Consider the following 25,179-nt stretch of genomic DNA (forward strand, 5'->3'; position numbering starts at 1 on the left):
GATGTGGCCAAATCCTTTCTTAATCATAGCGTCCTGCATGTACGTAGTGGGCTTTCAATATAAGTTGCTTTAAACCGGTGCTGGAAGCGCAGCTGGCGAAGTCCGTTGCGGCGATTCTGTAATGCAGCAGGGCGGCCACTGGCCGCCCTGTTTTGCTCTGTCAGCGGTTAACAATTTTCCTGATAATGTTGTTCGCAGCGCTCTTTTGCCTCCTGGCGTAAATCACGCAGGTCCGGCATGCTGTCGCCAGAGCCATAACCCATCGTGCCGCTTGTGGCTTCCTGCTTCTCTTCCGCTACTGCAAACTCAAGTTTGCCATCCTGTTGCCAGTCATCGCTATCGCTCTGACGGATAAAGATAAGCGCATATTCCGGCGTCGATTCATCAGCGCCATAAATTTCATATTTATAGGCCGCAGCATCTTCATCGCCCAGTTCCAGCGTATCAATCAGTTGTAAGTCCGCCATCGGTGCCTCCTGTTAACTAAAAGCAAAGTATAGATAATTTATCGTTATCTGAAGGAAAGGAACCGCACTGACGATGCACTGGCCTGCCGGGACCGTACGCTAAAGGTGTATAAACAGCATAAACAACAGGGCGGAAATCAAAATTGAGACCGGCAGCGTCAGCACCCAGGCGATCAGCAGATTGCGCAACGTCGCCATTTGCAGACCGGAGCGGTTAGCCGCCATGGTGCCTGCCACGCCGGACGACAGAACATGCGTGGTAGAGACCGGCAGACCAAAGGCGTCAGCTGCGCCGATGGTGGCGACCGTGACCAGCTCTGCGCTGGCGCCCTGTGCATAGCTCAAATGGGTTTTGCCGATCCGCTCGCCGACGGTAATCACAATGCGGCGCCAGCCCACCATGGTGCCCAGGCCAAGCGCCAGCGCCACCACGACTTTTACCCAAAGTGGAATAAAGCGGGTCGCATTATCCAGCTCGCTTTTCATCGCGTTAAGGTTGTTCTGCATCTCCGCCGGGAACGGCGCTTTTGCCGCCTTTAGCTGCTTAATGCTTTCCGCCGCCAGATACATATCATTACGGGTATTGGCCACCAGCTGTGCCGGAATATTCTCCATCGAACCATATTGCTTGATCTGTCGGCCAATTTTATCCAGCAGCGCGCCCAGCGCTGGCGCAACCTGCGGGCTGTTTTCGCCGCTGCGCATAAACTCCATCAGCACGTCACGCGGCGCATACTGCGGCGGCAGCGTATGCTCTGCCGTCAGCTGCTGACTGGTAATCTGCGCCAGTGCCGCCACGCGCGGGATCTGATCGGGCGGGACAGAGCGGTTAAGAGCGTAGGCAATCGGCATCGCGCCCACCAGAATCAACATAATCAGCCCCATGCCTTTTTGTCCGTCGTTAGATCCATGGGCAAAAGAGACGCCGGTGCAGGTGAGGATCAACAACGCGCGGATCCAGCCCGGCGGCGGCTGCTGTCCTTCTGGCGCGCTGTAGAGCTGGCGATTGCGCAGCCATTTTTTCATCACCAGCAACAGCAGCGCAGCGCTGGCAAAGCCAACAAGCGGCGAAAACAGCAGCGCGTAAGCAACATTAAGCGCCTGATCCCAGTTAACGCCTTCCATGCCGCTACGCCCGTTATTGATAGCGTTAGCCACCCCGACGCCAATAATTGAGCCAATCAGCGTATGGGAAGAAGAGGAGGGCAAACCCAGATACCAGGTGCCGAGATTCCAGGTTATCGCAGAAAAGAGCAGGGCATAGATCATGGCGAAGCCATTACCGCTGCTGGCCTGTAGCATTAACTCCATGGGTAGCAATGAAATAATGCCGAAGGCCACCGCGCCGCTGGAAAGCAGCACGCCGCTGAAGTTACATAAGCCGGACCAGAGGATCGCCGCGCCGGGCGGTAGTGAATGGGTATAAATCACTGTGGCTACCGCATTGGCGGTGTCATGAAAGCCGTTAACAAACTCGAACGCCAGCGCAATCACCAGCGCCAGGCCTAACAGCACAAAAGGAAAGTAGCTGGTAACGACTTGCCCGGACTCTTCCACATCGGCAAACAGGTTTACCCCGGCAAAAACAAGTCCGGCAATGATCAGTACGATCACGGCCAGGGCGGTTTTTTTACTGTGTTTACTGCTCAGATCGGGACGCGCCGACGCAGGCGATGACGCGGCGTGCCAGGTTTGATTCTCGCTCATGACGGGCCTCGCTAAAGAAGTAATATCGCAGCTCTGGAGTGTTACTTGCCTGATATGACAGTGCGATGACCCTAACGGTAAAAAGCCTCTATTACAGATAATGCCTGGCGACGCGCGATCAGGCGCTGCGCCATTTCAGCCGTGCCGGCAGATGGCGCTGCAGATTTTCCGGTGTTTCGCCTTCCATTAAGGCTGATACGATTTCGAAGCAGTTCCACGCCAGCATTCGCTCATCCTGTACCACCGTATCGATTTTCACCGACAGCGCATCATAGAGATAGTGATCGTCAAAGCTGCACAGGCGGATTGGCTGATCCAGCAGGCCATGCTGGCTAAGATAGCGCAGCACGCCCTCCTGCAGACCGCAGGCGGCACAGAACAGCGCCTGCGGCACGCGGCCCAGACGCATATAAAGCTCGGCGAACATCTCATAACCGGAGCTGGCATGGTAATGACCGTGAATAATCCACTCCGGCTTTAACGCCATGCCGGCCCGCGCCAGCCCCTGACGGAAACCCTCCAGCCGATCGCGGGTTGGTGAAATACGCGGCTGGCCGCCGAAGAAATAGAATTCGTCAAAGCCTTCCCGGGCAACGCTTTCAACCAGACTGGCAGTGGGCTCCACCGCCTCGGTAATCACCAGCGGCAGTGAAGATTCGCCCAGATGACGGTCGAACAGCACCACTGGGATCTGCTGATTAATCTTCTGGTATTCCGCATCGTTCAGCATGCTGGATGCCACGATTAAACCATCGACCTGGCGCTGGATCAGGTTATTCACCGCCAGCGTTTCCTGACTGGCGTTCTCATCGGTACAGGCGATCAGCAGCTGTAGTCCGGCATCGCGGCACAGGGTTTCCAGCGCATGGGAAAAGGTGGCAAAGCCCTGGTTGGTCATTTCCGGCACGACCAGACCCACGGTATGGCTGCGGGAAGAGTTTAATGCGCGGGCATGAATGCTGGGCTGATAATGTGCCTGGCGAGCAATATCCATTACCCGCTCGCGCGTCGCTTCCGACACACGCAGTTCCTTGCCTCGTCCGCTGAGAACCAGGCTGGCGGTAGACTTGGAGACGCCCGCCAGCTGGGCGATATCTTTAATCGTGACGCGTTTTGGTTTATTCACTGTCGGCTACATCAGGATGATTTGATGGCGGTTATACTATCATGCCCGCTTCCAGTCGCCAGTAATGCAGCCTGACATTCGTCTCGCCTTCCAGCCGCAACTGCGGCGTTACCGTGGGAAAATAGCGGCTGGACATCACCGCCTCACCATCGTTGATAAAAATCTCGATGCTGGAGCGGTCGCAAAAAATATGCAGGCGGGCAAGGCTGCCGTGCCAGTAACGATGCTCTTCAACGCCGCTACGCGGGTTGCGCCGCGACAGTTGTAGTTCTTTTCCATCCCAGCTTAAGCGGAGCGCATCGGCGAAATGCAGCGTTAGCACGCCCTCTGGCTGTATCAACAGTTCGGCGCTGCTGATATCAAGCGGCTCCAGCTGTTGCGCTGCGCCCTGTAATGTCAGCGGTGAACGGCGCAGCTGCTGCAGCTCACGCGCCGGGCGTTGCCGCAGGCTGCCCTGTTCCAGCGTCAGCTCGCGTGGGCAGGTCATTTGATGGATCCAGCCGTAAGCGAGGGTGGGCTGGTAAAACTCATCGCCATCGGGAATGCCCATCCAGCCAAACAGCAGCCTTCTTCCGTCACTGCTGGCGGTGGTTTGCGGAGCATAAAACTCAAAGCCAAGGTCGAGTTCATGGAATTCGCCATGCGGGAAACGGGCATGCTGATAATCCAGTTCACCAATAAAATAGCCGCTCTGAAAGGTATTGAGCCAGCGTTTCGGCTGAGGGGCCAGTCCCTGCGGGCAGGTAATCAGAATATCATGGTTGCCCAGACGGAAGAGATCCGGGCACTCCCACATATAGCCAAAATCGCCCAGCCCGTTAAGCTGGCTGCCGGCGATTTCGCCCAGTAGTTGCCAGCTATGCAGATCCCCGCTGCGCAGCAGCAGCACTTTGCCTTCGCCTGCCAGGTTTTGCGCGCCCAGTACCATATACCACTGCCCGTCGTCATGCCGCCATACTTTCGGGTCACGCACATGGCCGCTGTAACCCTCAGGCAGAGCCAGAACCGGGCCCAGCTTACGACAACTGCCATCTTCTTCCAGCGTGGCCAGGCATTGCCAGGCGGTGCGGCCTTCCGCAAACTTGACGTTGCCGGTATAGATCAGCGTCAGCACGCCATCATTATCTACCGCAGAACCCGAGTAACAGCCGTGGCTTTCATACTCTTCCGACGGCACCAGCGCGATCGGCTCATGCTGCCAGTGGACCAAATCGGCGGAACGCCAGTGACCCCAAAATTTTGCGCCGTGCGCGCAGGCCAGCGGGTTCCATTGATAAAAAAGATGAAAATCGCCATCAAACTGAATAAAGCCGTTTGGGTCATTCAGCAGGCCCACCGATGGGGCCAGATGCCAGGCCGGGCGATGAGGATCCTGAGCGGCGCGGAGCTGTCCCTGCATCAGCGCCTTTACGGTTTGTTTCAGAAGTGCTGCCTCTTTCATGCGCTGGCCTCAACTTTATATTTCAGCATCAGGGAGAGCAGGAAGCCGATGCCAAAGGCGATCGCCATACCGATAATGTAGTTCACCAGCGAGCTGGCCTGCACAATGGCCATGCCCGGTAGCGCCGTCAGCCCAACCGCCGTCATATTAACGTGACTCATTACCACCCAGGCTCCTGCCGCCGCACCGCCAACGATACCGGCGATAAAGGGTTTCATATAACGCAGATTCACACCGAAAATGGCCGCTTCAGTAATACCGAGCATGCCGGAAAAAGCAGAGGGCAGCACAATACTGCGCACCTTAACATCACGGGTTTTAAACCAGACTGCCAGACAGGCACCCGCCTGCGCCACGTTGGCCATCGACCAGATCGGTAAAAGGAAGTTAACGCCGATCGAGGGATTGCCCAACAGACCTGCTTCGATGGCATGGAAGCTGTGATGAATACCGGTGACCACAATCACTGAATAGAGTCCGCCGAACAGCAACCCTGCCAGCCAGCCCGCATGAGCGATCAGCGTACTCAGCACCAGAGAAATGCCATCGCCCAGCGCCCGTCCCGCCGGACCGATGATCAGCATGGCGACAAAACCGGAAATGATTACCGTCAGGAATGGTGTCAGAATAATATCCAGCGCGTCCGGAATAACCCGACGCAGACGCTTCTCCAGCAGGCTCATAAACCAGACGGCCAGCAGCACCGGGAATACCGTGCCCTGATAACCGATCATTGCCACGTCCAGACCAAAAAAATCCATGGTTTTAAAACCGCCCGCCACGCCCCAGGCGTTGGTCAGCGCCGGATGGGTAAGAATCCCGCCCAGCGTTGCGCCAAGATAAGGGTTGCCGCCAAATTCGCGTGCGGCGGTAAAGCCAATCAGGATCGGTAAAATAATAAAGGCCGCCGAACTGAACATATCCAGCATGACAAACAGTGCGCTGTCCGGATTGACCCAGCCGTAGGTCTTCATCATGCCGAGCAGGCCCATAAGCACGCCCGATGCGACAATCGCCGGGATAATCGGCACAAAAATGTTCGACAGCAGTCGGGCGACGCGCTGCGCCGGATTCAGTTTTTGCGTTGCTGCCTGCGCCGTTTCGCCTTTGCTGGCTTCGCTGATGCCTGCCGCCTGAATAAAGGCGGCATAAACCTTATTCACCACGCCGGTGCCGAAAATAATCTGCATTTGTCCGGCATTACGAAAGCAGCCCTTTACGCCATCCAGTTTATCGATAGCATCTTTATCTGCCTTAGCGTCATCCACCAGTACCAGACGCAGACGCGTGGCGCAGTGCGCGGCCGATGCAATATTTTCCCTGCCGCCCAATAGCGGTAAAAGCTGCTGTGCAACCTTATTAAAATCCATACTGCCCCCTGTCAGGTTTTTTTTGTCTGGTATCAGAACCAGGTTTCCATCTGCACGCCAATATTCCACTCGCCGCCGGAAGAGAAGCCGCTGCTGCCAAAGGCGTCGTCGCTGGCATAGTTATCCAGCGAGCTGTCCCAGTTCATCCAGCTGGCGAAAAAACGAATTTCCGGTCGGGTAAAGAAGTCGCCGATATCGCCGACCTTGAAGGTTGGTGCCAGCGTCAGCTTGTAAAAACCACCGCTAACGCTCTGACGATTTTTAAAGCCCTGCGGATCGAGATCCATATATTGATAGCTGCCCTCCCAGGCCAGCGCGAAGTTCTGATTAATTTCCTGGATAAAGCGGGCATTGAACGTCAGCCAGCGATAGTCATCGCCCCGCACATAGCGGTCGCGGCTTTGCTGCGCCAGCAGCGCCGGAGCAAAGCTCCAGGTGCTATTAATCGCGGTGGTGCCGTAGCTGGCCAGACGCCAGGTGTTGGCGTTTTGCGTCAGGTTGCCATCCGAACCAATGCCTTTGACCTCTGCGCCCAGACCGTGGCCGTACAACAGGGCGCTTTTAGCCTGACCGGCACGCAGTCCGTAAAAGCTGTCGTTATGCAGCGCCGCCATGGCATGAAAACCGCTATCACCGGCATTATCATTGCGAACGCCATTATTGACGCGCTCTTCATTGTCTTTGGCGCGCAGCCCGCTGAGCATAAACTGGAACGGTCCGACAAAGTTATTGGCGGTCACGATATAGTTTTGGATGGTGTTATCCACCGTTTCAATATCGCCAAAGTTGCGGCCGTAAAGAGAAAAGTTGCTGCGTAGCCGATCGTTCCAGCGCACGTCATAAATTCCGCCGCCGGTTCCGGCAAGAAACACCACATCCGAGTCCAGCCAGTGAATATCAAAGTTATCGCGATCGAAGCGCTTGCCCGCCCATAGCGTGCTGTTATGGAAGGCGCCGGTAAAGGTCGGCAGACTGCCTAACTCAACGAAAGCCTGACGCAGATTCAGGCTGCTGGTATCTGCCGTCCAGTCGTTATAGCTTTGCTGACCATCTGCCAGCATCGCTTTAAAACGGGTTGTAGCGCCGTTAGCCAGGCGGGTTTTATGTTCCAGGTTAAGTTCGACATAGGTGTTATTTTCATTGCCGAGCCTTCCTACTGCGCCGCCGGTTTCGCCCGCGGGCGTCAGATAAGGACCGCTTTGCGTGCTGGTGGCGGCATCATTCATGATCAGGCCGGACCGTGCATAGCCGTGAAATTCAAACCCTTCGGCGAGCTCTGGCGTTTGCGCCGGCACGCTGACCGGCGTGCCTGGCACGGCAGCGGTGGTCATTGGTGATGAAGAAGGCGATGGTGAGGCGGCTGAGGACGCCGAAGAGGCAGATACAGAGTTTGCTGCAGCTGGCGGCGCAGTGTTCGTCAATGCTACCTGCTGAGACTTGTCACGCTGCTGTTCAATTCCGGCAACGCGCAGTTCTGCCTGGCGGGCGCGTTTTTCTGCATCGGCTGCGCGCTGTTCAGCAGCCTGCAGACGCGCTTCCATGGCGGCAAGACGAGCGGCAAGTTGATCTACGCTGGTATCGGCAAAGGCTAACGGCGTGGTGATCAGGGTAAAAGCAGCAACGCCAGCCAAAGGGGTCAGGATGTTCAATGAGGTTATTCTCCAGAGGATTAACAATTATGCTAAACCGGTTCGACAGGAGGATATTGAAATTGGATCCAATAGATCAATAAAACTTGCTAACCCGGTTTAGTAATTGTGACCAGGCCAGCAATTTTCTGTTTTTAGTGGGGATCCTGATAAGGCAGGGCGGTCATGGCACCGCGCGCCGTGGTCGCCAGTGCGCCGCAGCGCTGGGCGCTGGCGATCGCCTGCGGAAGATCAACAGGTGAAAGGGGATTAGGATCGCGGATCAGAGCGGCCAGCAGACCGGCAACAAACGCATCGCCTGCGCCGGTGGTATCAACTACTTTAACCTGCGGGGCTGAATAGTGACTCAGTTCGCCATTCTGCCAGAGCGTCACGCCCGCCTTGCCCTGGGTAACCAACAGCAGAGCGGGACGATAATGCGCGCTGAAGCGGGCAATGCCGTCATGCAGCTCGTTGCTGTCGGTGAGAAAATAAAGCTCTTCCAGCGAAAGCTTTATCACATCTGCCTTCAGCAGCGCCTGAGCGACAACGTCGCGCATTTCCTGTGGATCTGACCAGAGGTCTTGCCGCAGGTTAGGATCGAAACTCACCCAGCCGCCAGCCTGATGGATACAATCGATGGCGCTGAAAGCTGCGCTGCGTGATGGCTCGGCGCTGAGGGCAATCGAACAAAGATGCAGACCTTCGCCTTTCTGAAACACAGGGAGATCGGCCGGGGTCAAAAACAGATCGGCACCCGGACGTACCATAAAGGTAAAAGTGCGTTCACCTTCGTCGTCCAGGCCGACCAGCACCGTTGAGGTGCGTTGGTCTGGCAGTGCACGCATATAACCGGTATCCACATTTTCCTGCTGAAGCGTTTTCCGCAGCAGCTGACCAAAGGGATCCTCTCCTGTACAGCCAATAAAGGCGCTGTTTCCGCCCAGTCGGGCGATGCCGACCGCCACATTTGCCGGCGCGCCGCCGGGACAGACGATCAAACGCTGCTCGCCTTCCGGTAGCAGATCCACTACGGCGTCACCCAATACCCAGATACGTTTTGTCATCGCTTCCTCTTAGCTAATCATGCTAAACCGATTTAGCTAATCATGGCACATTTTTCAATGCGAGTGATAGCCCTGCGTAAACGAGCTTTAAAGGAAAAAGAATTGCGTAGCGCCAGTCAGCACGGTTTGCATACTGGTAATTCTGGCTGCCTGCGCATCACCGGGCAAAGTTGTTGCGGATGATGCCTGCGGGAACAGGCGTACGGCAGATAGTGCCCGGCACGCCGTATAAGTTACGTTTAAGCTTTTCGTGCGAAGGATCAATGAAAAGCGCAATAAAGAGAGAAAAACAGTGCATTGCACGCATGAACATATAAGAGATTTCTGACTATGGCCGATAAAGAGTACACCGCTTTTATTCTGAGATCCCTTTAATGACTATCAAACGTTCTTCGCTTGTTATTCTGATCGCCTTACTGGCCATTTTTCTGTTCAGTTCCGTGACTAATGCTTTCCTGTTTGTACGCAGCAATAACTCGCTCGACAGTGTAAATAAGGAAATTCGCGTGGTGTTGTCCATCATCGATCCCATCAATCACAGCCGTAACCTCCGTGTGCATCTGATGGAGTATATGAAGCAGCTGGAGAAAGGCGATATTGAGAGTGCCAACGCCAGAATGGCGGGTGTGGAAACGCTGGTGCAAAAAATGGATGATGCCTTTGCCGCCTATGTAAAAGCGCCGCGCCTGAAAGATGAAGATGTGCTGCTGGCCGAGTATCAGCGTGCCTGGCTGGCCTATAAGCAACAGGGGATCGAACCGCTGATCGCCGCCGCACATAGCGGCGACCAGGCCGGATTCACCAGCCAGCTCACCCAGGTAGCTAAACTGGACCGCCAGTATGAAATTGCGCTGGATCAGGTGCTGGCGTTGCACGAAGCCTACGCGAAACAGCTCAACGCTACCGCTCAGCAGAACTTTAACTTCTCAGTGATCATGCTGGTGCTGTTTGCCGTGGTGTTTGTTTTCATTATTGGCCTGATCTATTTCCTGTTGAAAAAATACCTGCTTGATTCACTGCTGGCAGCGAAAGAGCAGTGCAGCAAAATTGCCGAGGGGCAGCTGCAGCATACTGTGCCGGTTAGCGCGACTTCACGCACTGAAATTTCTGAAGTGATGCGCTCTATTGAGCAGATGCGTCTGGCACTGATTCAGATCATTAGCCAGGTACGCGACTCTTGTCACTCAGTGGCCAACGCGTCGCAGGAAATTGCCGCCGGTAATATCGATCTCTCTTCGCGTACTGAGCAACAGGCGTCAGCGCTGACGCAAACCGCAGCCAGCATGGAAGAGCTGAGTGCAACGGTAAAACAGAATACCGATAACGTTTATCAGGCAACGCGCCTGACGCAGGAAGCGGTAAAGGCGGCTCAAAGCGGTGACGAAGTCTCGAAAGCCGTGATCACCACCATGAGCGGCATCACGCAGAGCTCACGGAAAATTGAAGAAATCACCACCGTGATTAACAGCATCGCCTTCCAGACTAACATTCTGGCATTGAACGCTGCGGTAGAAGCAGCACGAGCCGGGGAGCAGGGACGGGGCTTCGCGGTAGTGGCCGGTGAAGTGCGTAATCTGGCAAGCCGTAGCGCCGCCGCCGCGCGCGAAATCGAAGAGTTGATTAAAGATTCCGTTACCAGTATCAGCCAGGGATCGCAGCAGGTTACCAAAACCGGCGAGGCGATCGCGAATATCATCGATTCCGTTACGCGCGTTAATGCACTGATGCAGGAGGTTTCTACCGCGTCCGATGAGCAGAGCCGTGGCATTATGCAGATTGAACAGGCGGTAACGGAGATGGATGGCGTGACGCAGCAAAACGCCGCGTTAGTGCAGGAATCTGCTTCTGCGGCTTCTTCACTGGAAGAACAGGTTAACTACCTGAAAAATACCGTTTCGGCGTTCCAGCTACCCGCGCATTAATCAGGCCAACAAGGGCGATAACGTAGCGTCGCCCTTTTCCAGCCTGTTTCACAGAAATTGCTGGCAGATCATAGCCATCTTTTGCGTTATTCACACGTAGCTGCCATGCTCTGCTTTCTCTCTTCTTCCTCTCAGGAGTTTAGTGTGCAAGGTGTGCCGCAACAGTTTCCCAGTGAAAAGGATCGCGCCCAGTTTCTTCAGCTTAGCGAACTGCCCGGCGTCGAACTTTATCAGGCGCATATATCACGCTATGCCTTTGAGCCTCATACCCATGAAGCATTTGGGATCGGCGCGATTGATTTCGGCGCGGAGCGCTTTCGTTATCGCGGCGCCAGCCATATTGCGGCGGCACAATCGCTGGTAATGATGAATCCGGACGAACTCCATACCGGCGAATCGCTGGGAGAAGAGGGCTGGCGTTACCGTATGATCTATATCGATCCTGAAACGCTGGAGACGCTGACGGGCGAGCGCGGCTGGTGGTTTACCGAGGTAGTAAAAGAGGATCCTGTGATTGCTTGCCAGCTTTCGCAGGCGATAGCCGCGCTGTGGCAGGCACCTGATGCACTGACCGCCCACGGTCAGATGCTACAGATTGTGGATCTGTTCCGGCCTTACGCCCGTATCGCGGATAAAGCACCGCAGGAGAAGATGCACCGTTTTGATAAGGTGCGCGACTATTTGCGTGCCAGCTATGCCCAGTCGGTCAATCTGGCGGAACTGGCGGAACTGGTTTCGCTCAGTCCTTTTCATTTTTTGCGTCAGTTTAAACATCACTTTCATGTCACGCCGCACCAGATGCTGATGGCTTTTCGTCTGTTTGAGGCCAAGCGCCTGTTGGCGCAGGGTTACAGCGCCGCCGATGTTGCTCTTAGCGTGGGGTTAACCGATCAGGCGCATCTGACACGCGCGTTTGCTCATCGTTATGGCATAACCCCCGTTCGCTATCAGAAGCAGATAGCTGGCTGCTAAAGGTAGCCGGCCAGCGCCGGTGATACTCTCCAGCGCCGATCGCAATCTCCTACAATATTTTCCGCACAACCTGCGCCACAATGGTCGCCCATATACTTGTTAATGAGACAGCTATGCTTGCAGGAGTACTTTTTGCGCTGGCCGCTGGCCTGCTGTGGGGCCTGATTTTTGTTAGCCCGCTACTGGTGCCGGAATATCCCGCCACAATGCTTTCCGCTGGCCGCTATCTGGCTTTCGGAATGATCGCCCTGGCGTTAGCCTGGCACGATCGGCACCGTTTGAAACGGTTATCACGAGGCGACTGGGCAGAAGCTTTCCGTCTGACGCTGATAGGCAATCTTCTTTATTACAGCTGTCTCGCCGCCGCTATTCAGCGTACCGGCGCACCCGTATCAACCATGCTGATCGGAACGCTGCCGGTGGTGATAACCATCACTTCAAACTTGTTATATGGTCGTGAGGAGGGGCGCTTAGCCTGGGGCAAGTTGATGCCTGCACTGCTGCTGATCATTGTCGGTTTAGCCTGCGTAAATGTGGCTGAGTTACGCGGCGCGCCGCAACACATTGAATGGGATCGTTATCTGAGCGGTATTGCCCTGGCGATTATGGCGGTGATCTGTTGGACCTGGTATCCGCTGCGCAACGCCCGCTGGCTACGCGCTAACCCCGATAAAAAACCGGGGACCTGGGCTACGGCACAGGGCGTGGCAACGCTGCCGCTGGCACTGCTGGCCTGGCTGCTGGTAGCCCTGATGATGAACTGGACCATACCGGGCTTTGTATTGCCTTTCGGCCCCCGGCCTGAGGTCTTTATTCCCCTGATGCTGGCGATTGGGCTGTTTTGTTCATGGATAGGGGCACTGTGCTGGAATGAAGCCTGTCAGCGTTTGCCGACGGTGCTGGTTGGGCCGCTGATCGTTTTCGAAACGCTGGCGGGGCTGGCCTATACTTTCATGCTGCGCCAGAGCTGGCCGCCGCTGCTCACGCTGACGGGAATTGCCTGTTTAATTATTGGCGTATTGATTGCTATTCGCATTAAACCCGAGCCAATAGTCGCCCCATTGGATATTTCTCCATAATTTCCTTAGAAAAAGCGTCCGGTTTAAATAGCTGACCGGACGTTTTTAAGAAAACCCTCAGCGGCTTTTCACCGTTTTTGTTTTGATTTGCGTTAAGTGGCAACGTTTACGTAAAAAAAGCCCGTCCGGGAAATAAAAATTTTGCTGAAAGAGAGCTAATATTGCAGTAGATAAAAATTGGCCCTGATATTAAGATAATACTTAACCTGATAACGGCGATAACCTGGGTCATTTCTCAACTAACTATCTGATTGTCTTGCCATAAGTGTCCCCCCTGGCGCTATCGGATTTTTCGCTAAAACGTTTCAACCCAGACGCATAAATGTCAAAGTTTACTACTGTATCGCTAATGTGTTGTACATCACATTATGGTAAAAATCGCGATCCAAAAATTGCTTGAGTTACCCTCAGTAAGCGAAGCGGTAAGTAAAGATCCTCTTACAAAATTCATTAGAAATCTGAAAGTGAAACCGGCAAAGACCATCTTTTGAGCGCATTATAACGTGCTAAGCATTAACCCTGCTTAATGACTGCGCGGCGATACTGCTATGAGTAGGGTACGGCAAGGAGGTAAATCAGCCCCCGATTTGCCATAAAAGGCATGGACAAACCGATACAGATTTATCTGGAAAATATAAGGCAGATTGAAGGGATTTGGACCGCTACAGAGAAGATTATTAAGAGGGATGAAGTGCTTCCCGGCCACCTTTCCTGCATAAGTAAAGAAAGGTAAGCCGGGAAATACCTGAAATAAAGGGTTTTAATGTGAGTGTGATAAAAGAAAGCCTAAAAAACAATCGTGCCCAAACTGAAACAGTTCAGGAAAAAATGGTACGAATGGCTTATTCTTAAAATTTTAATTAATTTCACACATCTTTGCTTATCAGATTTATCCTGAGCGTATGCATTATTATTTAATCAGTGATTATCACACTGCCCGGATGGATAGTGATAAACGCTGCGGCTAATATCAAGCAGACGGCAGCTACGGCGCGTACCTATCTCGAAAGTATCCTGTAAATAATTAACTGCTTGCCGCTTATCATTGGTCGTAAAGAAGTTTTTGACCACGCTTTGCAGCATCGCTTTATCAGAACTCAGGATTTGCAGTTCGCGGTTTAGTGCCTGTAGTCTCTCCTCTAACTCTTTGATTTTTCTACCTTCCTCAGAAGATAACCCAGCGTACTTCTTCTTCCAGCTATAAAAGGTCGCTTCAGAAATCCCCAAATCTTCACAGATATCTTTGACCTTAACGCCACACTCAGAAGCTTTAATCGCATTGGTGATTTGCTCTTCGGTGTATCGTGACTTTCTCATAAATGCTGTTACCTTTCTAATCAATTAATGGATGAGAAAAGCTGCAATAATAAATGGATCTAATCCCCTGGAATATTAAAGCAGCGTTTTAAAGTGCGCGATTTGAATGGCAAGCAATAAGTTAAGTTATCCTGTAGAAATATCATCATGGGATTTCTCTTATTTTATCTTTGGCTTAAACCCATACCTTTCTCAGCACCCAGTTTTGTTATAAATTCACTTCCCGTCAGGTGAACGATTTTGACAATGCTGGCACTCCACTGGAAACTTGCGTAACGGTAAATTTGTGCCAGGGTAGCTTTCAAAAAAAATAATTTTTATGAAATCGTTTACACGAAATTGAAAAGACCATTTTCTACCAGATAGCCTATGAGAAAAATCTCATGAAAAGGCAAGTGACCGTTATTTAGATAACCGGTATTAAGATGTGGTTTTTAATCTTGTGTCGCCAGAGTTCACTGTGCGTAATTGTACGTTTAAAACACGGACGTCTTTTTCATATGTGAGAAGTGAGAAATACAAAGGATGCGTCGATGAAATACAGTGTGATGTCCAACGCCGCCTGGATGATATCTGAAAAATTTGTTTCCATATTTGGCGTAATTTTTGTCACGTCTTATGTAGCAAAATCTTTTGGACCCACGGTATTTGGTCAGATGTCTTTTTCAACATCGCTGTTCTCAGTGGTACAAACTATTGCAATTTTTGGCACTGAAACCCTTCTGTTCAAGCGCATCAGTAAAAGCGCACAGAAAGGGATGCGTCTGATGACCATCGCCAAAAAGCTGCGTTTGGCTTTACTGTTGCTGCTTTCCTTGCCGCTTTTGGTTTGGATGTACTACCACATGCGCGAGAACTATCTCGCCTTTGCGTTGGCTTCGTTTGTAGCAGCGCTGTTTGTTACGCAGGACACCTTTAGCGTTTTTAACAATGCCCAACTGGCGTCGCGCTTTAATACGATTGCCAATACTGTGGGCATGTTGCTGGGCTTTGCTATTAGCTTTAGCGTTGCCTGGCTGAAGTTAAGCCCGCTGTGGTTGACGTTGTCGATTGTCGCCGTCACGCTGGTACCATACATGATTAAACGGTATAGCTTTTATCAGCGTTACAGCGATGAAGAACCGCCGCGAGGTAAAAGCGGCAGTTATCTGCGTTACTTAATATATGCCGGACTGCCTTTAGCGATTTCGAGCATATTTATTTCAATTCAGATAAAAATGGCGCAATTCTTCCTGGTCAGCGTAGGGACGGCAAGGGATGTTGGGTTATTTAACGCAGCGAATATCATTTCTGCATCATGGATATTTATTCCTGCGGCAATTATTACCTCAAGCTTTACTGAAATATTCAGAGAGCAGTCAGAAAAAGCTTTAAAGCTGACTGCACGGTTGAATGGCTATGTCATGGTTATTTCACTATTGATGCTGCTTATCGTATCCCTTTACGGTGAGAAGATCATTATTACCCTGTATGGGGAAGATTACACACAATCAGGAAGTATCGTTACGTTGTTGTCATTAGCAACTTGCTTTTCGTCAATGGGGACGGTCGCATATCGTTATATGGTCAAAGAAGGAGGTTTTAATTATCTGTTGAAGAAAATTCTCTGTCTGATGTTAATCAGCATACCGCTGGCATGGTTATTAATAACCTGCTTTGGTTTGGTTGGCGCAGCCTGGAGCGTTTTAATCACAGAAATTCTGTCCCTGACCGTAATGAATTACTTCTTTAAGCATGGCGTCATTCGCAAGATCCACGTTTCCTCACTCAACTACAAAACTTACAAATGAGGTTAAAATGTCTAAGTTTAAAGATGAATTAAGAAGAAGCGTTCTTTATTTTGTTAAGAAAATGCCGTGGGCATATCAGGACCGCATTCACTATTTTCGTAAATTTAAAAGACTACCCAACATCCGTGAACCCAAGCTGTTTAATGAGAAGGTTCTGTATCGTAAGTTTGTCAACGGCGACTATGCCCGTTACGGCAAGCTTTCCGATAAGTTCACGGTACGCGATTATATTGCTGAAGCGATTGGCGAAGAGTATCTGATCCCACTGGTGCATGAGACCAGCGATCCGACGACGCTGCTGAGTTTGCCTGGCCTGAAGAACACGGTGGTTAAGCCTAACCACGGCTCTAACATGGTAGAAATTTTGTTAGAAGAGCCTGACAGCCTGCAAAAGCAGCTGATCATTAATCGTTGCCAGGAATGGCTGCGTAAAGACTTTTCTGAAGAAGCGCGTGAAATTCATTACCGTTATATTAAACCGCGCATTCTGGTTGAGCAGTATATCGGCGATGGGAAAAGTGCGCCGATCGATTATAAGTTCCACATGTTCAATAAAAAGGACGGTAATTTTGAATATGTGCTGCAGGTGATCTACAACCGCGGCAATCCGGCGTTGTCGATGAACTTTTACGTTAACAACCTAAAAGAAGCCTGGTACAAAATTCGCGATACCGGACTTGACCTTAATGGAGTGATGCCGAAGCTGGAGCACGCATTAGCGTTAAGTAAAACCCTGGCGAAAGATTTCGATTATGTTCGTGTGGACTGGTATATCCATGAAGAGCAGGTGTGGTTTGGTGAATTAACCTTTACGCCAGGTGCAGGATTGGTTACCGGCCTCGACCGTGGACTGAATCGGATGATGGGTGAAATGTGGTTGCAGGATCATATCACGCAGCCAACGCCTGGCGCTTCGCCGGATGTGACCGACGTAACGCTGCCGGCGATACTAAAAAAAGTATAGCGGTATTCGGCTGGGTGAATAATAAAAAAGCGAGCCAGCCAGCTCGCTTTTTTATCAGGCAATTAATCAGGGCATCGGCCATGCAGGTGGCGTCTGGCTCATGATATTAATAAATGCCTCTTTGGTGATGTTCAGGAAATTATTGAAATTTTCCATACTGAACGTCATCCCCAGTAGACCGGCAACAAACCAGCAGGTCAGGCCCACGCCAATGCCGCTAAAAACAAAGGCCATTACCGGATGGCTTGTCTGACGACATTTTGTTTTAAAAGTGCTGGCGAAAAACATCAGTACGGCGCTCAGCAATTCCCAACGCATTACAACAAGGCTGGCGGTAAGCGTAGCCATAATATGCAACCCCTGTGTCTTATCAACCCTGACGTCTGGAAGGAAAAGACGGCGATAAAGATGTCAGGAAGTCTTTATCGGTCATGAATGTAAAGCAATAAAGTGTGACTTGAGTCACATTATATCATTAGTTTTTAAAATTTGAACAAAATTTACACCGGCAAAAACGGCTGTTAGCCGTTTAAAAATTAATCGCAGACCAGCATAAGCGGCACCCAGGATGAGTCCTAATCAGACACATTATTAACGGGCATAAAGAATATAAATAATTGTTTTATCGGCGAATTAAAGACAGCACACCTGCTTTGAGATGAATCTGACCGTCCGCCTTATTGTACCGGGCATGGCATTCAGTCAGTCTTTTTCGAAAATGCGGATGCTTCCGCTTCGCCCTTTTTATGCACGTCGCTAGTGCTGCGTCTGCCCTTATTATTCAGGACCTATTTATGACCAGGTTGCTTTCTGCTGCTGACATCGGTCTCAGGCATCGCCCGCAGCCCAGCTCATCGTTTCCCTGCCTCTGTTACGGAGGACGATGTGATTAAATCTCACCCTCACTTTTCTGAGGCCGTTCCGGCGATCGCGCGTCCGACACTGCGCAAATCGTTGCAGCGTATTCATTTGATTATTATCGTTGTTTCCATGACGATTTCCTGTATCTCTTTATCCACGCTTTCCCTTATTGCGTTACGTAACTATGCGGAAAATAACCTGGAGCTATTGGCCTCAACGTTAAGCTATACGGTGCAGTCGGCAGTAATAAAAGGCGACGGAGAGATTATCCGCGAAGCGCTGGCGGAAATTGGCGGGCGTGGCTGTCTGGCCGACGGGCGGGTGTATGACGGACAGGGGCGGTTATTAGCCAGCTGGCATGAAGCTTCGCATCAGAACAAAAACAGCCTGGAACGCCTGATTGCGCGCTGGTTTTTTCCGCAGCCGATGAGTATACCGGTGATGCATGGTGAGAAAGAGATTGGACAGATCTGGCTTATCGGTAACGCCAGCCAGGTTATCCAGTATATCTATAAAACGCTCGCCTGGCTGGCTGCCAGCCTGCTGACCACGGCGACGCTGGCTTCACTGCTGTCGCGGCGGATGCATGCCGGGATTATACAGGCGCTGCAAAGTATTACTCTGGTAACCCAGGATGTACGGCAGCGTCGCGCTTTTGGTCGCCGGGTTCCTGCCGCTGAAATCGCTGAGCTACAGGCGCTCAGTCATGATTTTAACTGCCTGCTGGCGGAGCTGGACGAATGGCAAAGCCATATGAAGCGTGAACATGACTATCTGACGCATCAGGCCAGTCATGACAGCCTGACCGGCTTAATGAATCGTATCGCATTTGAACGGGCCCTGACTCAGGCTTTTGCCGATAACGCGCAGCGACAAAGGCTGGCAGTGCTGTTTATTGATGGCGATCGCTTTAAGCAGATCAATGATACATGGGGACATGCGGCAGGCGATGCCATTATTACCGCCACCGCACAGCGGCTGCGCGCGCAGGTAAGAAAAACGGATATCGTGGCGCGCCTCGGCGGCGATGAATTTGCGGTTCTGCTGCGTAATATCACTGAGCCGGAGGAGATAGCCACGGTAGTTGAGCATCTGATGATCAGCATGGAAAGTCCGCTGCTTTTGCCGGACGGCGAGCCAATTATCTGGTCGGTGAGCATTGGCGCAGCGATGGGGAAAAATGCGCGATCCACAGAAGGATTACTGGCTCAGGCAGATGCCGCTATGTATCACATCAAATCGCTGGGCGGCGGATGGTACTTATCGCCGCTGCTACAAAGCCATCCACGGGCTGAAATAGCCTGAAAGCGGCCCGGCAAACGCGCCGGGCTTACGCTTTTAACCGCTGACCGGGCAGCAGATGCCGGTGGTACGCTGGGCATAACTGCCGCTAACATCGTTACGAGCATAATTAACGGAACGCTGACGCAGCGCGCTTTGACGACGCATGCTGTGGCGATAGGCCGTGGGCGTTTGCGAAAACTGACGACGGAATACGCGCGAAAAAGTTTGCTGCGAGTCAAAACCATACTGCATCGCAATATCAAATACCGGACGCTGCGTCAGAGTGAGAGCTTCCGCCGCCAGCGTCAGCCGACGCTCGCGAATATAGCTGCCCAACGTCTGTTTCGTTACGGTACGGAACATACGTTGCAGGTGCCATTTTGAGTAGCCTGCTTTGGCGGCGACTTCATCGATGGACAAGTTTTTATCTAAGTTCTGATCAATCCAGTCAGTCAGAGAATGAATAATGTCGTTATGCATCATGACTACGTCCTTCTGATGAGATTTTAAGCGTTGCGGGTTAATGGGGTGGGAGTATAATTCCTCAAGTTAACTTGAGGTAAAGCGCAAAATGAAAAAAAACAGTTCTCCCAAACCGGTGCTGACGCCAGGCGAAGTGGCGAAACGTAGTGGGGTAGCGGTTTCCGCGCTGCATTTTTATGAGGCGAAAGGGCTGATTGCCAGCACGCGCAATGGTGGAAATCAGCGGCGCTACAGCCGCGATGTGCTGCGTCGCGTGGCAATCATTAAAATTGCCCAGCGCATCGGCATCCCTCTGGCAACGGTCAGCGAAAGCCTGGCGCATATGCCGGTCGAAAAGCGTATTTCTCCTAAAGCCTGGGAAGAACTCACAGAGCAGTGGCGCGCCGAGCTAACGAAACGGATCGAGACCCTCACGCACCTGCGTGACGATCTTGATGGTTGCATCGGCTGCGGCTGTTTATCGATGCGCGACTGTCCGCTGCGTAATCCGGGCGACCGGCTGGCAGAGAAGGGCACCGGCGCGATCCTGCTTGATCCGCAGCGCGAAGAGGAGTAGCCGCTATACTGGAGGCTGGCGCTTAACCACAGGAATCGGTCATGATCGTTGTCCATCATCTCAACAACTCCCGTTCTCAGCGCATCCTCTGGTTACTGGAAGAGCTGGAGCTGCCCTATGAAATCCGGCGCTATCAGCGCCAGGCAAATATGCTGGCACCGGAGGCGCTGAAGCAGGTGCATCCGTTGGGGAAAGCGCCGGTTATCAGCGACGGCGTTCGCGTAGTGGCTGAATCGGGCGCGATTCTGGAATATCTGGCGGGCCGCTACGATGCCCAACAGCGGTTAACGCCGCAGAATGAAGAGCAAGCGTTGCAGAGCCGTTACTGGCTGCACTATGCGGAAGGGTCGCTGATGCCGCTGGTGGTTATGCGTCTGATCTTCAGCAGAATGGGCAAGCCGCCGGTGCCCTGGCTGTTGCGTCCCATCGGCGCAGCCTTCGGTAACGGCGTGCGCAAAGGCTTTATTGATAAGCAGCTGGCCACGCATCGTCAGTTTATCGAGCGACATCTGACCACCCATAGCTGGTTCGCTGGCGAACGGCTTACGCTGGCGGATTTTCAAATGAGCTTTCCTGTTCAGGGGCTGGCGGCGCGCGGCGGGTTGAATAATATGCCGGCAACGCAGGCCTGGCTGGCTAACGTTATGCGTCGTCCCGCCTGGCAGCGCGCCATTCAGCAGGGCGGCGAGCTCGATCTGGCGGCGGAATAGCCGGATAAAGAAGCCGTAACGCCTCTTCTCTGGGAATTATCCTGGTTCAGGCATAAACAGCAGTTGAAAATATGCCCGTAAAGGCAGGATAATCGTTTGCCTTTTTACAGGCCACTATTGCGGCCTAATTCGCGCGGCGAAGTAATCGTTTGCTTTTTTTTTACTGGCGTCTTCTGTTCATTTCACGCCAGCATCGATCCAGGGATATAAAAAACGGTGCGTTTTGTCGCCGCGCAGGCTGTTATCCAAAAATAATGAGGTTTTTCATGTCGACTCCAACACAACCCGCGCGTCGCTCGCTTGATAGCTGGTTCCAAATTTCTGCGCGCGGCAGCAGCGTACGTCAGGAGATCCTGGCGGGTTTAACCACCTTCCTGGCGATGGTCTATTCGGTGATCGTGGTACCGGGAATGCTGGGTAAGGCGGGCTTTCCGCCCGCTGCGGTGTTCGTTTCCACCTGTCTGGTGGCCAGTTTTGGTTCCATTATTATGGGGCTGTGGGCAAACCTGCCGATGGCTATCGGCTGCGCCATCTCGCTGACCGCGTTTACCGCGTTTAGCCTGGTACTGGGGCAGCAAATCACCATTCCGGTTGCGCTGGGCGCCGTTTTCCTGATGGGCGTGCTGTTTACCCTGATCTCCGCCACCGGCATTCGCGCCTGGATTTTGCGTAATCTGCCCATGGGCGTGGCGCACGGTACCGGCGTTGGTATTGGCCTGTTTTTGCTGTTAATCGCTGCGGACGGCGTTGGTCTGGTGGTAAAAAATCCTGCTCCCGGCCTGCCGGTGGCGCTGGGAGATTTTACCTCCTTCCCGGTTATGATGAGCCTGCTGGGTCTGGCGGTGATTTTCGGTCTGGAAAAACGCCGTGTGCCGGGCGGCATTCTGCTGACAATCATTGCCATCTCTTTGATTGGTCTGGCGGTGGATCCGGCGGTCAGCTTTAAAGGGTTGTTTGCCATGCCCAGCCTGCGCGACGCAAATGGTCAGTCGCTGCTGTTTAGCCTGGATATTGGCGGCGCGTTGCAGGCGGCGGTACTGCCAAGCGTACTGGCGCTGGTGATGACGGCGGTATTCGATGCCACCGGCACGATCCGCGCCGTAGCCGGACAGGCTAACCTGCTGGACAAAGACGGGCAGATCATCAGCGGCGGCAAAGCGCTTACCACCGATTCGGTTAGCAGTATTTTTGCCGGTCTGGTCGGGGCGTCACCGGCGGCGGTTTATATCGAATCGGCAGCCGGAACCGCAGCGGGCGGTAAAACCGGCCTGACGGCGATTGTGGTCGGTCTGCTGTTCTTGTTGATCCTGTTTATGTCGCCGCTGGCCTATCTGGTTCCGGCCTACGCCACCGCTCCGGCGCTGATGTATGTCGGGCTGTTGATGTTAAGCAACGTTGCGAAAATCGACTTTAATGATTTTGTCGATGCGATGTCCGGCCTGCTGACGGCCGTGTTTATCGTGCTGACCTGTAACATTGTCACCGGCATTATGCTGGGCTTCGGCGCGTTGGTGATTGGTCGTATATTTGCTGGCGAATGGCGTCGGCTGAATATCGGCACCGTGATTATCGCTATCGCTCTGGTGATCTTCTATGCCGGAGGTTGGGCGCTTTGATCGTCCTGGCGCGGCCGCAGTGCCGCGCTTTCCTTTCTCTTTCCGTCACTTTCCCCTGATTTCTTTCATCTACAGAGAAATATCCTGAAGTGTAAACGATCGCACGCCATGTTTTTAACAGCCCAATCGTTTTGTTTTACACTGCTACGGGGTAACCCCCAGGGTAATCGATTCACATATGCCTGTTGGAAGAGGCTATAAGGAAAGCATGGAAATCTTTTTTACTATTCTCATTATGACGCTGGTGGTGTCGCTATCCGGCGTTGCCGCCCGTATTATCCCGTTCCAGATCCCTCTGCCGCTGGTGCAAATCGCCGCCGGTGCGCTATTGGCATGGCCAACCTTTGGCCTGCATGTGGATTTCGATCCGGAACTGTTCCTGGTACTGTTTATTCCGCCGCTGCTGTTTGCCGACGGCTGGAAAACGCCGGTCAATGAGTTCCTGCAGCATGGTCGGGAAATCATGGGGCTGGCCTTAATGCTGGTACTGATTACGGTTGTGGGTATTGGCTATCTGATCTACTGGATGGTGCCAGGCATTCCGTTAGTGCCCGCCTTTGCGCTGGCAGCGGTGCTGTCGCCGACCGATGCCGTGGCCCTTTCCGGTATTGTTGGCGAAGGCCGTATTCCCAAGAAGATTATGTCGATACTGCAGGGTGAAGCGCTAATGAATGACGCTTCCGGCCTGGTATCGCTGAAATTTGCCGTCGCGGTGGCGATGGGAACCATGGTCTTTACCGTCTCCGGCGCGACAGTGGAATTTTTTAAAGTCGCGATCGGTGGCCTGCTGGCGGGCGCTGCGGTCTGCTGGATATTCGGTAAATCGCTGCGTCTGTTCAGCCGCCTGAGCGGTGACGATCCCGCAACGCAAACCGTACTGCTGCTGCTGCTGCCGTTTGCCTCTTATCTGATTGCGGAGCATCTGGGCGTATCGGGTATTCTGGCGGCTGTGGCGGCCGGTATGATGATCACCCGTTCCGGTATTATGCGCCGTGCGCCGCTGGCGATGCGTCTGCGCGCCAACAGCGTCTGGCAGATGCTGGAATTTGTGTTTAACGGCATGGTGTTTTTGATGCTGGGCCTGCAGTTGCCGGGCATTCTGGAAACCTCCATTACCGAAGCCAACGCCGATCCTAACGTTGAGCTGTGGATGCTGTTTACCGACATCCTGCTGGTTTACGCCGCCTTGATGCTGGTGCGTTTCGGCTGGCTGTGGGTCATGCAGCGCATCAGCAAGCGTTTCCTGAGCAAAAAGCCAATGGAGTTCAGCAATTACAGCTCGCGTGAACTGCTGATCGCCTCCGTAGCGGGAGTTCGCGGTGCGATTACGCTGGCTGGCGTGCTGTCGATTCCGCTATTTCTGCCTAACGGCGAGGCGTTTCCGGGACGTTATGAACTGGTATTCCTCGCAACCGGCGTTATTCTGTTCTCGCTGTTCGTGGGTGTGATTGTTCTGCCATTGCTGCTGCGCGGGATTGATGGCATCGACAAGTCCGTACATCGCCGTGAGCTACAGCAGGCGCGGGCGATCATGGCGGGCGTGGCGATTGACAGCCTGTATAAGATGGAAGAGCGGCTGGCGCACGACACGGAAGAAAACGTGGATAACGAGCTGCTTAAAGAGGTGAGCTCGCGCGTGATCGGTAATCTGCGTCGTCGTGCTGACGGGCAGGGCGATCTGGATAATGCCCATATCGCCGAAGAGCTGGAACGCCGCTTCCGTCTTACTGCGCTGCGCGCCGAACGCGCCGAGCTTTATCATCTGCGCGCCACGCAGCAGATCAGCAATGAAACCATGCAACAACTGTTGCGCGATCTGGATCTGCTGGAAGCGCTGCTGGTAGAGAAAGATCATTAAAAGCGGCAGGCGGGCACCTTTGCCCGCCTATACCCACAGGGTCGGCGCATCGCCCGGCCAGTATTCACGGCAGCAGTCAATCCACGCCTGCGCGCTGCGGGAAAGATAGCTGCCTTCTCGCCAGATCAATCCCAGCGTCCACGCCAGTTCCGACTCCAGCGGCAGCCACAGCAGCGATTGCTTATCCAGCCGCTGACAGATCGGCTCCGGTAAAATCGCCACGCCCATTCCCGCCTGCACCATCGATGCCAGAAAATCCCATTGTCCACTGCGTACTGCGATATGCGGCGTCAGGCCTTCTCGCTGAAAAGCCTGCTTTAGCTGCCGGTTAAGCGAAAACTCTTCGTTAAAAATCAGCAGCGGATGCCGGGTGATCTCCGCCAGCGAGACGCTGGTACGCTCCAGCCAGAGCGCGGCGTGCGGCACCAGTACGCACAGCGGATGGCGCATCAGCGTCAGCGTGTTGAGCGGTAGCTGATCATCTATCGGCAGGGCGGTAAGCGCTAAATCCAGGCTGCCGGAGAGAACCGCTTCCTGCACCGTCAGCCCGCCGGACTCAACGATTTTTAACGTGATGCCGGGATAACGCTGACGAAATGCAGAGACAGAACCGGCAATTTGCATACCCACCATAGGCGGCACGCCCAGCCGCAGCTCACCGGTTTTCAGCTGATTGATATCGCCAATTTCCTGCTCCAGCTGTTTGAACTCCTGCAATATCATCAGGCCGCGTTGATAAACCACCTGACCGCTGTCGGTCAGGTGCAGCCGACGGCCTTCGCGCAGCAGCAGCGTGCAGTTCAGCTCATCCTCCAGCTGACGTACCATTTTGCTGATGGTCGGCTGCGTCACGAATAGCGCTTCAGCCGCGCGGGTAAAGCTTTGCTGACGCACCACCTCAACAAAGTAGCGTAACGCCCGAACATCCATCAACTATTCCTTTTATGCATACTTTGAATAA

At 53.1% G+C, this 25,179-nt stretch carries 21 protein-coding genes; 10 read left to right on the forward strand and 11 right to left on the reverse strand.

Going from position 1 to position 25,179, the window contains the following annotated elements; genetic code table 11:
• Positions 1–167 precede the first annotated feature (167 nt).
• From B1H58_RS09315 to B1H58_RS09345, 7 genes are all read right to left on the reverse strand, one after another.
• Positions 168–467 (reverse strand): hypothetical protein, encoded by a 300-nt coding sequence (locus tag B1H58_RS09315; RefSeq protein ID WP_085069679.1) that lies wholly within the window; start codon positions 465–467, stop codon positions 168–170.
• Positions 468–566: 99 nt separating this feature from the next.
• Positions 567–2,174, reverse strand: a complete 1,608-nt coding sequence (locus B1H58_RS09320; RefSeq protein ID WP_085069681.1) for an inorganic phosphate transporter — start codon at positions 2,172–2,174, stop codon at positions 567–569.
• Between the two features lie 118 nt (positions 2,175–2,292).
• Positions 2,293–3,300, reverse strand: a complete 1,008-nt coding sequence (locus B1H58_RS09325) for a LacI family DNA-binding transcriptional regulator (RefSeq protein WP_085069683.1) — start codon at positions 3,298–3,300, stop codon at positions 2,293–2,295.
• A 31-nt stretch (positions 3,301–3,331) separates the two neighbouring features.
• Positions 3,332–4,741, reverse strand: coding sequence for a sucrose-6-phosphate hydrolase (locus tag B1H58_RS09330; RefSeq protein WP_085069685.1), 1,410 nt, complete (start codon positions 4,739–4,741; stop codon positions 3,332–3,334).
• The gene (locus tag B1H58_RS09335; protein WP_085069687.1) at positions 4,738–6,111 is read right to left on the reverse strand and encodes a sucrose-specific PTS transporter subunit IIBC; all 1,374 of its coding nucleotides are present in this window, start codon (positions 6,109–6,111) and stop codon (positions 4,738–4,740) included. Before B1H58_RS09335 ends, B1H58_RS09330 begins: the two co-directional genes overlap by 4 nt.
• Positions 6,112–6,143: 32 nt before the next feature.
• Positions 6,144–7,652 (reverse strand): carbohydrate porin, encoded by a 1,509-nt coding sequence (locus B1H58_RS09340; RefSeq protein ID WP_418304151.1) that lies wholly within the window; start codon positions 7,650–7,652, stop codon positions 6,144–6,146.
• Positions 7,653–7,894: 242 nt separating this feature from the next.
• Positions 7,895–8,806, reverse strand: a complete 912-nt coding sequence (locus B1H58_RS09345) for an aminoimidazole riboside kinase (RefSeq protein ID WP_085069689.1) — start codon at positions 8,804–8,806, stop codon at positions 7,895–7,897.
• Positions 8,807–9,180: 374 nt separating this feature from the next.
• On the opposite strand from B1H58_RS09345, the gene B1H58_RS09350 reads away from it, so the two are divergent.
• The 3 genes from B1H58_RS09350 (at position 9,181) to B1H58_RS09360 (ending at position 12,779) form a co-directional block, all read left to right on the forward strand.
• Positions 9,181–10,728, forward strand: a complete 1,548-nt coding sequence (locus B1H58_RS09350; protein ID WP_085069691.1) for a methyl-accepting chemotaxis protein — start codon at positions 9,181–9,183, stop codon at positions 10,726–10,728.
• A 144-nt stretch (positions 10,729–10,872) separates the two neighbouring features.
• The gene (locus B1H58_RS09355; protein ID WP_085069693.1) at positions 10,873–11,700 is read left to right on the forward strand and encodes a helix-turn-helix domain-containing protein; all 828 of its coding nucleotides are present in this window, start codon (positions 10,873–10,875) and stop codon (positions 11,698–11,700) included.
• Positions 11,701–11,813: 113 nt separating this feature from the next.
• Positions 11,814–12,779, forward strand: coding sequence for a DMT family transporter (locus B1H58_RS09360; protein ID WP_085069695.1), 966 nt, complete (start codon positions 11,814–11,816; stop codon positions 12,777–12,779).
• A gap of 918 nt (positions 12,780–13,697) precedes the next feature.
• Here the strand turns inward: B1H58_RS09360 and B1H58_RS09365 are convergent.
• On the reverse strand, positions 13,698–14,096 hold the full coding sequence (locus B1H58_RS09365) for a transposase (protein ID WP_085069697.1): 399 nt from the start codon (positions 14,094–14,096) through the stop codon (positions 13,698–13,700).
• Positions 14,097–14,629: 533 nt separating this feature from the next.
• Between B1H58_RS09365 and B1H58_RS09370 the strand changes: the two genes are divergently transcribed.
• Together B1H58_RS09370 and B1H58_RS09375 are read left to right on the forward strand one after the other, a co-directional pair.
• A complete protein-coding gene (locus B1H58_RS09370; protein ID WP_085069699.1) occupies positions 14,630–15,886 on the forward strand; it encodes an oligosaccharide flippase family protein in 1,257 nt (418 codons plus the stop codon).
• 7 nt (positions 15,887–15,893) lie between these two features.
• Positions 15,894–16,850, forward strand: a complete 957-nt coding sequence (locus B1H58_RS09375) for an ATP-grasp fold amidoligase family protein (RefSeq protein WP_085069701.1) — start codon at positions 15,894–15,896, stop codon at positions 16,848–16,850.
• A 66-nt stretch (positions 16,851–16,916) separates the two neighbouring features.
• Here the strand turns inward: B1H58_RS09375 and B1H58_RS09380 are convergent, their stop codons facing one another.
• On the reverse strand, positions 16,917–17,198 hold the full coding sequence (locus B1H58_RS09380; protein WP_085069703.1) for a YjcB family protein: 282 nt from the start codon (positions 17,196–17,198) through the stop codon (positions 16,917–16,919).
• Between the two features lie 537 nt (positions 17,199–17,735).
• Between B1H58_RS09380 and dgcN the strand changes: the two genes are divergently transcribed.
• Positions 17,736–19,016, forward strand: coding sequence for a diguanylate cyclase DgcN/YfiN (dgcN, locus tag B1H58_RS09385; RefSeq protein WP_085069705.1), 1,281 nt, complete (start codon positions 17,736–17,738; stop codon positions 19,014–19,016).
• A 33-nt stretch (positions 19,017–19,049) separates the two neighbouring features.
• On the opposite strand, the gene soxS is transcribed toward dgcN, so the two are convergent.
• Positions 19,050–19,478, reverse strand: coding sequence for a superoxide response transcriptional regulator SoxS (soxS, locus tag B1H58_RS09390; RefSeq protein ID WP_085069707.1), 429 nt, complete (start codon positions 19,476–19,478; stop codon positions 19,050–19,052).
• Positions 19,479–19,566: 88 nt separating this feature from the next.
• On the opposite strand from soxS, the gene soxR reads away from it, so the two are divergent.
• The 4 genes from soxR (at position 19,567) to B1H58_RS09410 (ending at position 24,218) form a co-directional block, all read left to right on the forward strand.
• On the forward strand, positions 19,567–20,034 hold the full coding sequence (gene soxR, locus B1H58_RS09395; protein ID WP_085069709.1) for a redox-sensitive transcriptional activator SoxR: 468 nt from the start codon (positions 19,567–19,569) through the stop codon (positions 20,032–20,034).
• 41 nt (positions 20,035–20,075) lie between these two features.
• Positions 20,076–20,744, forward strand: a complete 669-nt coding sequence (locus tag B1H58_RS09400) for a glutathione S-transferase (protein ID WP_085069711.1) — start codon at positions 20,076–20,078, stop codon at positions 20,742–20,744.
• 266 nt (positions 20,745–21,010) lie between these two features.
• Positions 21,011–22,360 (forward strand): NCS2 family permease, encoded by a 1,350-nt coding sequence (locus B1H58_RS09405; protein ID WP_085069713.1) that lies wholly within the window; start codon positions 21,011–21,013, stop codon positions 22,358–22,360.
• Between the two features lie 208 nt (positions 22,361–22,568).
• Complete coding sequence (locus B1H58_RS09410; protein WP_085069715.1) at positions 22,569–24,218, forward strand: Na+/H+ antiporter; 1,650 nt, start codon at positions 22,569–22,571, stop codon at positions 24,216–24,218.
• Between the two features lie 27 nt (positions 24,219–24,245).
• On the opposite strand, the gene B1H58_RS09415 is transcribed toward B1H58_RS09410, so the two are convergent.
• Complete coding sequence (locus B1H58_RS09415) at positions 24,246–25,148, reverse strand: LysR family transcriptional regulator (RefSeq protein WP_085069717.1); 903 nt, start codon at positions 25,146–25,148, stop codon at positions 24,246–24,248.
• Positions 25,149–25,179 lie beyond the last annotated feature (31 nt).

Origin of the sequence: Pantoea alhagi (genome assembly GCF_002101395.1) — a bacterium.
Taxonomy (GTDB): domain Bacteria; phylum Pseudomonadota; class Gammaproteobacteria; order Enterobacterales; family Enterobacteriaceae; genus Mixta; species Mixta alhagi.

What these genes read in the sequence shown, in the direction of transcription:
- B1H58_RS09375 (WP_085069701.1), top strand. Translation starts at nt 15,894, where the DNA reads ATGTCTAAGTTTAAAGATGAATTAAGAAGAAGCGTTCTTTATTTTGTT.
- B1H58_RS09345 (WP_085069689.1), bottom strand. Translation starts at nt 8,806, where the DNA reads ATGACAAAACGTATCTGGGTATTGGGTGACGCCGTAGTGGATCTGCTA.
- soxR (WP_085069709.1), top strand. Translation starts at nt 19,567, where the DNA reads ATGAAAAAAAACAGTTCTCCCAAACCGGTGCTGACGCCAGGCGAAGTG.
- B1H58_RS09405 (WP_085069713.1), top strand. Translation starts at nt 21,011, where the DNA reads ATGTCGACTCCAACACAACCCGCGCGTCGCTCGCTTGATAGCTGGTTC.
- B1H58_RS09370 (WP_085069699.1), top strand. Translation starts at nt 14,630, where the DNA reads ATGAAATACAGTGTGATGTCCAACGCCGCCTGGATGATATCTGAAAAA.
- B1H58_RS09330 (WP_085069685.1), bottom strand. Translation starts at nt 4,741, where the DNA reads ATGAAAGAGGCAGCACTTCTGAAACAAACCGTAAAGGCGCTGATGCAG.
- B1H58_RS09350 (WP_085069691.1), top strand. Translation starts at nt 9,181, where the DNA reads ATGACTATCAAACGTTCTTCGCTTGTTATTCTGATCGCCTTACTGGCC.
- B1H58_RS09335 (WP_085069687.1), bottom strand. Translation starts at nt 6,111, where the DNA reads ATGGATTTTAATAAGGTTGCACAGCAGCTTTTACCGCTATTGGGCGGC.
- B1H58_RS09360 (WP_085069695.1), top strand. Translation starts at nt 11,814, where the DNA reads ATGCTTGCAGGAGTACTTTTTGCGCTGGCCGCTGGCCTGCTGTGGGGC.
- B1H58_RS09415 (WP_085069717.1), bottom strand. Translation starts at nt 25,148, where the DNA reads ATGGATGTTCGGGCGTTACGCTACTTTGTTGAGGTGGTGCGTCAGCAA.
- soxS (WP_085069707.1), bottom strand. Translation starts at nt 19,478, where the DNA reads ATGATGCATAACGACATTATTCATTCTCTGACTGACTGGATTGATCAG.
- B1H58_RS09380 (WP_085069703.1), bottom strand. Translation starts at nt 17,198, where the DNA reads ATGGCTACGCTTACCGCCAGCCTTGTTGTAATGCGTTGGGAATTGCTG.
- B1H58_RS09320 (WP_085069681.1), bottom strand. Translation starts at nt 2,174, where the DNA reads ATGAGCGAGAATCAAACCTGGCACGCCGCGTCATCGCCTGCGTCGGCG.
- B1H58_RS09315 (WP_085069679.1), bottom strand. Translation starts at nt 467, where the DNA reads ATGGCGGACTTACAACTGATTGATACGCTGGAACTGGGCGATGAAGAT.
- B1H58_RS09410 (WP_085069715.1), top strand. Translation starts at nt 22,569, where the DNA reads ATGGAAATCTTTTTTACTATTCTCATTATGACGCTGGTGGTGTCGCTA.
- B1H58_RS09365 (WP_085069697.1), bottom strand. Translation starts at nt 14,096, where the DNA reads ATGAGAAAGTCACGATACACCGAAGAGCAAATCACCAATGCGATTAAA.
- B1H58_RS09340 (WP_418304151.1), bottom strand. Translation starts at nt 7,652, where the DNA reads ATGGAAGCGCGTCTGCAGGCTGCTGAACAGCGCGCAGCCGATGCAGAA.
- B1H58_RS09400 (WP_085069711.1), top strand. Translation starts at nt 20,076, where the DNA reads ATGATCGTTGTCCATCATCTCAACAACTCCCGTTCTCAGCGCATCCTC.